The sequence below is a fragment of the Pseudomonas sp. genome (genome assembly GCF_050739995.1).
Classification (GTDB): Bacteria; Pseudomonadota; Gammaproteobacteria; order Pseudomonadales; family Pseudomonadaceae; genus Aquipseudomonas.
On sequence record NZ_JBOICG010000331.1, the window covers coordinates 1 to 7,457 of the forward strand.

Below are 7,457 nucleotides of genomic sequence, written 5' to 3' on the forward strand. Positions count from 1 at the left end.
TGCGGGCTGTTGATCAGGATGAACTCCAGGCGCCGGTCGTTGACCTGGCTGGTCTCCACCAGTTTATACACGCTGGTTTCGACGTAATCCTTGAGCTGTGGGTCATTGAGCTGCGAGACCTGACCGCGCAAGTAAGCGAGCCAGGCGCGGCCCAGTTGAAACTCCTGTTGTGGCGAGACAATGGCAGAACTGGCGTCGCCAAGTGACGGCAGGTCGTCAGCGAAGCCCGGAGAGGCCAGCAGGCAAGCCAGCGTCAGCAGGGTAGGGCGCAAAAAAGTCATGCACAAAGCCTTTCGACAAAGAGCTTACTGTAGCCGGACACTGAGCTTCGGACCAGATATTCTAATCAGCCCAAACGCTTGTCCGGAGTAAACCCATGACCGACGCTGTAGCCTTTGATGCCGAGCTCGACGCCAGCGGCCTCAATTGCCCGTTGCCCCTGCTCAAGGCCAAGCTGGAACTCAATCGATTGGCCAGCGGTGCAGTACTCAAGGTGACCGCCACTGATGCTGGTTCCCAGCGTGATTTCCGGACCTTTGCCAAACTGGCCGGTCATACTCTGCTGCACGAAGAAGACGCTGCTGGCGTGTACCGTTACTGGTTGCGCAAAGCCTGAATCGTTCACCCCACCACCCGAGGTTGATTGATGTTCAAAGTGTTACGAGATTGGATTCAGCGCTACTTTTCAGATGAAGAAGCCGTGGTGCTGGCTGTCCTGCTGTTCCTGGCTTTTACGGCCGTACTCACTTTGGGTGGAATGCTGGCGCCGGTGCTGGCAGGGATGGTGCTGGCCTACCTGATGCAGGGGCTGGTCACTACCCTGGAGCGCTTGCGTTTACCGGGCGGTGTGGCGGTGGGGTTGGTATTTGCCTTGTTCATGGGCGTGCTGGTGGTGTTCATTGTGGTGGTGCTGCCGTTGCTATGGCATCAGTTGATCACCCTGTTCAATGAATTGCCGGGCATGCTTGCCAAGTGGCAATCACTCTTACTCTTGCTGCCTGAGCGCTATCCGCATTTGGTGTCGGATGAGCAGGTGTTGCAGGCCATTGAAGTGGCGCGCGGTGAGATCGGAAAATTCGGGCAGTGGGCGCTGACCTTTTCTCTGTCCAGCCTGCCGTTGGTGGTCAACATCATGATCTACCTGGTACTGGTACCGATCCTGGTGTTTTTCTTCCTCAAGGACCGCGCGATGATCGGTCGCTGGGTACGTGGCTACCTGCCACGTGAGCGCGCGTTGATTACGCGGGTGGCCGAAGAGATGAACCGCCAGATCGCCAACTACATTCGTGGCAAAGGGATCGAGATCGTTATTTGCGGAGGCGTCACCTACATCGCCTTTGTCGCACTTGGGCTGAACTACGCGGCGCTGCTGGCCTTGCTGGTAGGTGTTTCGGTGGTGGTGCCGTATGTCGGCGCCGTGGTGGTGACGGTGCCGGTGATGTTGATCGCTTTGTTCCAGTGGGGCTGGAGTGACCAGTTCATCTACCTGATGGCGGTATACGGCATTATCCAGACCCTGGATGGCAACGTGCTGGTGCCGCTGCTGTTCTCCGAAGCCGTCAACCTGCATCCGGTGGCAATCATCTGTGCAGTGCTTTTGTTTGGTGGGCTTTGGGGTTTTTGGGGCGTGTTCTTTGCGATTCCCCTGGCGACGCTCTTCAAGGCGGTGCTGGATGCCTGGCCTCGGCAAGAGCCGGTGGTTGCACCGTTGTTGTAGTGAGCGGGCTTGCCCCGCGCAGGGTGACGAAGCCGCCCTAAACCTGACACCGCGGTATATCTGGCATACCGCGGCGGATCGATTGGGGTGGCTTCGCCGCCCAGCGCGGGGCAAGCCCGCTCACTACAGGGTCACGCTCTGTTCAAGGCTTGAGCGGCCGCCAGTACGGCATCCACATGGCCCGGCACTTTCACGCCGCGCCACTCTTGACGCAGCACGCCATCCTTGTCGATCAAGAAGGTGCTGCGATCAACACCCAGGTATTCCTTGCCGTACAGCTTCTTCAGCTTGATCACATCAAACAGCTGGCAAACCGCTTCGTCCTTGTCGCTGATCAACTCGAAGGGGAATTCCTGCTTACCCTTGAAGTTCTCGTGGGACTTCACGCTGTCGCGCGACACGCCAAACACCTCGGTGTTGGCGGCCTTGAACGCCGTGTACTGGTCACGAAAGCCCTGACCTTCAGTCGTGCAGCCCGGGGTGCTGTCCTTCGGATAGAAGTAGATCACCACCTGCTTGCCCTTGAGGGCGGCGAGGCTGAAGGTTTGGCCGCTGGTGGCCTGGGCTTCGAAATCGGCCACGGGGGTGTCGATGGCTACCGGCATGGTGTCTTCCTTACATAGGGTTCTGTGGGCGCCATGGCTCGATCAGGGCGTCGAGGTTCAGGGCATCGGCGAAATCCAGGAACTGGTCGCGCAGCCAACTGATCTGCACGCCGGCCGGCAAGGTCACGGTGAACGTGGCGTTGAGCATGGTGCCGCCGGTTTGTGGCGCCTGGTAGGTGTCGCAGGTCAGGTTCTCCAGCTCGACGTTGTGGTCGATGAAGAACTGGCATAGCTCATTGACGATGTCCGAGCGGTACGCCGAGCTGACATACGCCACATAAGGCAGTGCCTGCGGGCGGTTTTCCAGCGCGGCACTGCGTACCACGTTGACGGTGAAGTCGTGCTTCTTGGCCAGGCCCGGCAGGCCGGCTTCCAGGCGCGCCAGGGCATCCCAGCTGCCGGAAATCTGCAGGACCAGCGCACTGCACTCGCCATGGCGGGTCAGGCGGGAGGTCACGACGGCGCAGCGGTTCTCATGGCTGGCGCGGCACAGGACGTTGGTCAGCTCCATGGGGTTGGCGCCGAGGGCACTGATAACAAGGAATTGTTCGCGAACTGTGGGGGTGGACATGCAGCCTTCCTAAAGCGATGAGCGGTCGATACCGTGTGGGCTGTATCGATCAAAGGATGAAGGGTAGCGAAAAGCGTCGCCAAGGGCTAGGAGGTGGCGTTTTCATTGCGTGATAGGTCTGATTTCATCGTGCTACGGGCCAGGCTTTGGCCCAATGATGGCATTGCCCGTCGTTTAGTTGATCCAGAACGCATCCTCAGGCGGTACTTCGCTTGTGCAAGCATCTTGGCGCCAGTACCATTACGGCTCTCTTTTTCCGGCAGGAGCGGTTGCATGATTGCGGGCAGTATGGTGGCACTGGTCACACCCATGGATGCACAAGGTCATCTCGACTGGGACAGCCTGGGCAAACTGGTGGACTTCCACCTGCAAGAAGGCACCAACGCCATCGTTGCGGTCGGCACCACCGGTGAGTCGGCGACCCTCGATGTGGAAGAACACATCCAGGTGATCGAGTTCGTGGTCAAGCGTATCGCGGGTCGTATTGCCGTGATCGCCGGTACGGGCGCCAACTCGACGCGCGAAGCGATCGAACTGACCAAGAACGCCAAGAAGGCGGGTGCGGACGCTTGCCTGCTGGTGACCCCGTACTACAACAAGCCAACCCAGGAAGGCCTGTACCAGCACTTCCGCGCCATCGCCGAAGCGGTTGAAATCCCGCAGATCCTCTACAACGTTCCGGGCCGCACCGCCTGCGACATGAAGGCCGAGACCGTGATCCGCCTGTCCACCGTGCCGAACATCATCGGCATCAAGGAAGCGACCGGCGACCTGCAGCGTGCCAAGGACATCCTGGCCGGCGTAAGCAGCGACTTCCTGGTGTATTCCGGTGACGACGCCACCGCTGTCGAGCTGATCCTGCTGGGTGGCAAGGGCAACATCTCCGTGACCGCCAACGTGGCCCCGCGCGCCATGAGCGAAATGTGCGCTGCCGCCATCGCCGGTGATGCCGTGACCGCCCGCGCTATTCACGAGAAGCTGATGCCGCTCAACAAGACACTGTTTATCGAATCCAACCCTATTCCCGTGAAATGGGCACTGACTGAAATGGGCATGATGCCGGACGGTATCCGTCTGCCGCTCACCCGTCTCAGCGAAGCCTGTCACGAACCGCTGCGACAGGCCCTGCGCCAGTCCGGCGTCCTGGTTTAATTGAGGAAACACTACGCATGAAGCGATTGGCCGGACTTTCCGCACTTGCCTTGATTATCTCCAGCACCAGTGGCTGCGGTTGGATTTGGGGCCCGGAAGGCTACTTCCGTGACCGCGGCAGCGATTACCTGGACGCGCAAGCGACCAAACCGATGCAGCTGCCGCCTGATGTCAATGTCGCCAAGCGCCTTGACCCTCTGTTGCCGATTCCACGCAACGTAGCCGACGACACCGTCAAAGGTGAATTCGTGGTGCCGCGTCCACAGCCAATCACGGCCGTGGCGGATGCCAGCGACTACAGCCTGCAGAAGAGCGGCGACAACCGCTGGATCGTGGCCCAGCGCCCGCCAGCCGAAGTCTGGCCGGTGGCGGTGCAGTTCTTCCAGGACAATGGTTTCCGCCTCGACCAGCAACGTCCGCAGACCGGTGAGTTCACCACTGCATGGCAGCGCGGCAGCGAACTGTCCGCCAACATGGCCCAGCGCCTGCAGGCCGGTGGCGTAGCGGCCGACAGCGAAGCACGTGTGCGTGTGCGCATCGAGCCTGGCGTGCAGCGCAATACCAGTGAAATCTATGTGGTCAGCGCCGAGCGTCCTGCCGGTAGCACCACCAACGTTGACTTCACCAACCGTTCGGTCAACACCGGTGTCGATGCCGCGCTGGTCGACGAGATGCTGGCCAGCATGAGCCGTATCTCCGAGAAGGGTGGTTCGGTTTCCCTGCTTGCCGCCCGCGACTACGACACGCCTAACCGCGTCAGCCTCAGTGAAGACGGTAGTGGCAACGTGGTGCTGAACCTGGGTGAAGACCTGGATCGTGCCTGGGCCAGTGTAGGCCGCGCGTTGGAGAAAGGCCCTTGGCGTGTTGAGGACATCAACCGCAGCCTGGGCCTGTACTACATCAACGTGGCTGAAAAGGCCGAGAAGAAAGACGACGAACCAGGCTTCTTCGGCAAATTGTTCGGCAGCAAGCCGACCAAGGAAGAGATCGAAACCCGCGCCGAGCGTTATCAGGTTCGTTTGAGCAAGGTTGGCGACAGCGTGCAAGTCACCGTCGAGAAGAACATCAACACCGTTGCGCCGGCTGAAACAGCACGCAAAGTGTTGGGTGTGATTCAGGACAACCTGGGCTGATTCGATGCGTTTTGCCGTTCTCGGCAGCGGTAGCCAAGGGAACGGCACGCTGGTCGCACATGACGACACGTATGTGCTGGTGGATTGTGGTTTCTCGTTAAAAGAAACCGAGCGGCGCCTGCTGCGCCTGGGGGTTCACCCCTCGCAGCTGAGCGCGATTCTGGTGACCCACGAACATGCCGACCACGTGCATGGCGTGGGTTTGCTGTCTCGGCGCTACAATCTTCCGGTGTACCTCAGTCGCGGCACCTTGCGCGGGATGCGCAAACCCATTGAACCCGCAGGCTTCCTGGCCGGTGGTGAGCAACTGCAAATCGGTGCGTTGAGCATCGATGTGATTGCCGTCGCACACGACGCCCAGGAACCGACGCAATATGTATTCAGTGGCGGTGAGCGACGTTTCGGCGTACTTACCGACCTGGGTTCCTACTGCGCGAAGGTGCTGGACGGTTACCGCGACCTCGATGCCTTGATGATCGAGTCCAACCACTGCCGAGACCTGCTGGCTCGTGGTCATTACCCGTACTTTCTCAAGCAACGGGTGGGCGGCGAACTGGGACATTTGAACAACCACCAGGCGGCATACCTGGTGTACGAGTTGGGCTGGCAAGACCTGCAACACCTGGTCCTGGCCCACCTGAGCAGCAAGAACAACCTGCCGACGCTTGCCCGGCAATGTTTTGTCGACACCCTCGGGTGCGACCCGGACTGGCTGCAACTGGCCGATCAAGATTCAGGGCTCGACTGGCGACATATCGCCTAGCCCACCTCACTCAAATCGGAGCCCATCATGGAAAAACGTGAAGAACTCTACCGCGGCAAAGCCAAGTCGGTTTACAAGACCGACGACGCCAACCGCCTGATCCTGCTGTTTCGCAACGACACTTCGGCGTTCGACGGCAAGCGTATCGAACAGCTTGACCGCAAAGGCATGGTGAACAACAAGTTCAACGCCTTCATCATGCAGAAACTCGAAGCGGCCGGCATTCCGACCCAGTTCGACAAACTGCTGGGCGACAACGAGTGCCTGGTGAAGAAGCTGGACATGATCCCGGTCGAGTGCGTTGTGCGTAACTACGCCGCCGGCAGCCTGGTCAAGCGCCTGGGCGTGGAGGAGGGCCTCAAGCTCAACCCTTACACCTTCGAACTGTTCCTGAAGGACGACGCCAAGGGCGACCCGTTCATCAACGAATCCCACGTCGTGGCGTTCGGTTGGGGCACCGCTGAGCAATTGGCGCGCATGAAGGAGTTGTCCCTCAAGGTCAACGACGTGCTGAGCAAACTGTTCGACGACGCCGGCCTGCTGCTGGTGGACTTCAAGCTGGAATTCGGTGTGTTCCACGACGGCTCCATCGTCCTGGGCGACGAATTCAGCCCGGACGGCTGCCGTCTGTGGGACAAGGACACCAAGAAGAAGATGGACAAAGACCGCTTCCGCCAGGGCCTCGGTGACGTGATCGAAGCCTACGAAGAAGTCGCCAATCGTCTCGGCGTACCGCTTTAATCGACGCAAGCATCTGATAGAACGGAAAAAAATCTCTTTTGGGGTTTGCTTCCACGAAACACACTGTTATGATGCGCGCCGTTGGAGAGATGCCAGAGTGGCCGAATGGGACGGATTCGAAATCCGTTGTACCTTCACCGGTACCTAGGGTTCGAATCCCTATCTCTCCGCCATACTTAGAAAAGCCCCGTAGATCAAGGTCTCGGGGCTTTTTGCATTTCAAGAATCTACGTAAAGATTCTACGTAAAATACATCTCCTTTAGCACTCCTTGTAGCCCTTCTCCACGTCGATTGGTCATATTCGCGACACTCCCAAGCACTTCGACAGTTATTCTCCTTGAGCAGCATTGTACGCTTCTTCAAGCTAAGCCATGGCTACGGGTGTGCTTCACCAACGGCCTGCCGCACAAGGCCTATATCCAAACGATCCTGCCCCACGGGCTGAGCGCGCCCATTGTGCTGAAGGGGGCCAGATATGGCAGCACAGCGAAGCCTGTAAGCAGCGTGTGGACGCCATGGGGAACACGGAGACGTTCCAAAATCACACCAGGACGGTGGACGACCATTCGACTGAGTCGGTGGGTGGATCAAGACGGTTGAGGCGTTGGGCGCGCTTCAAGCTTCTGTCGGGCGGATCTGCGAGCCTGGCGGCGGTGGATGATCTGCACCAGGCAACTGGGCGTGACTTTAACTTGGTGGTGGGTCAGAAGCATAACGCTACGGGGGGAGCGGCGATATGCAGGAACGAACTGAACGACTGCGCGAGAGTGTGGC

The 7,457-nt window shown here is 59.3% G+C and carries 8 protein-coding genes, 1 tRNA gene and 2 pseudogenes; 8 read left to right on the top strand and 3 right to left on the bottom strand.

Features of this window, described 5'->3' with window-relative positions; translation table 11 throughout:
• Nucleotides 1-281: pseudogene (locus ACRESD_RS11020) on the bottom strand (M48 family peptidase); the annotation flags it as partial.
• Between the two features lie 95 nt (nucleotides 282-376).
• Between ACRESD_RS11020 and ACRESD_RS11025 the strand changes: the two are divergent.
• Nucleotides 377-616, top strand: a complete 240-nt coding sequence (locus tag ACRESD_RS11025; protein WP_269133153.1) for a sulfurtransferase TusA family protein — start codon at nucleotides 377-379, stop codon at nucleotides 614-616.
• Between the two features lie 30 nt (nucleotides 617-646).
• Nucleotides 647-1,717: an AI-2E family transporter gene (locus ACRESD_RS11030; protein WP_431750938.1), complete on the top strand. Its 1,071-nt coding sequence runs from the start codon at nucleotides 647-649 to the stop codon at nucleotides 1,715-1,717.
• 131 nt (nucleotides 1,718-1,848) lie between these two features.
• On the opposite strand, the gene ACRESD_RS11035 is transcribed toward ACRESD_RS11030, so the two are convergent.
• The gene (locus tag ACRESD_RS11035) at nucleotides 1,849-2,322 is read right to left on the bottom strand and encodes a peroxiredoxin (protein ID WP_431750939.1); all 474 of its coding nucleotides are present in this window, start codon (nucleotides 2,320-2,322) and stop codon (nucleotides 1,849-1,851) included.
• 10 nt (nucleotides 2,323-2,332) lie between these two features.
• Entirely contained in the window at nucleotides 2,333-2,893 is a 561-nt protein-coding gene (locus ACRESD_RS11040) for a glycine cleavage system protein R (RefSeq protein WP_431750940.1), read from the bottom strand.
• A gap of 273 nt (nucleotides 2,894-3,166) precedes the next feature.
• On the opposite strand from ACRESD_RS11040, the gene dapA reads away from it, so the two are divergent.
• From dapA to ACRESD_RS11070, 6 genes and pseudogenes are all read left to right on the top strand, one after another.
• Entirely contained in the window at nucleotides 3,167-4,045 is an 879-nt protein-coding gene (gene dapA / locus ACRESD_RS11045; protein ID WP_431750941.1) for a 4-hydroxy-tetrahydrodipicolinate synthase, read from the top strand.
• Nucleotides 4,046-4,062: 17 nt separating this feature from the next.
• A complete protein-coding gene (gene bamC / locus ACRESD_RS11050; RefSeq protein ID WP_431750942.1) occupies nucleotides 4,063-5,178 on the top strand; it encodes an outer membrane protein assembly factor BamC in 1,116 nt (371 codons plus the stop codon).
• Nucleotides 5,179-5,182: 4 nt separating this feature from the next.
• Nucleotides 5,183-5,941, top strand: a complete 759-nt coding sequence (locus ACRESD_RS11055) for an MBL fold metallo-hydrolase (protein WP_431750943.1) — start codon at nucleotides 5,183-5,185, stop codon at nucleotides 5,939-5,941.
• Between the two features lie 27 nt (nucleotides 5,942-5,968).
• Nucleotides 5,969-6,682, top strand: coding sequence for a phosphoribosylaminoimidazolesuccinocarboxamide synthase (gene purC / locus ACRESD_RS11060; RefSeq protein ID WP_010212191.1), 714 nt, complete (start codon nucleotides 5,969-5,971; stop codon nucleotides 6,680-6,682).
• An 83-nt stretch (nucleotides 6,683-6,765) separates the two neighbouring features.
• A tRNA-Ser gene (locus ACRESD_RS11065) sits at nucleotides 6,766-6,855 on the top strand.
• A gap of 209 nt (nucleotides 6,856-7,064) precedes the next feature.
• Nucleotides 7,065-7,457: pseudogene (locus tag ACRESD_RS11070) on the top strand (hypothetical protein); the annotation flags it as partial.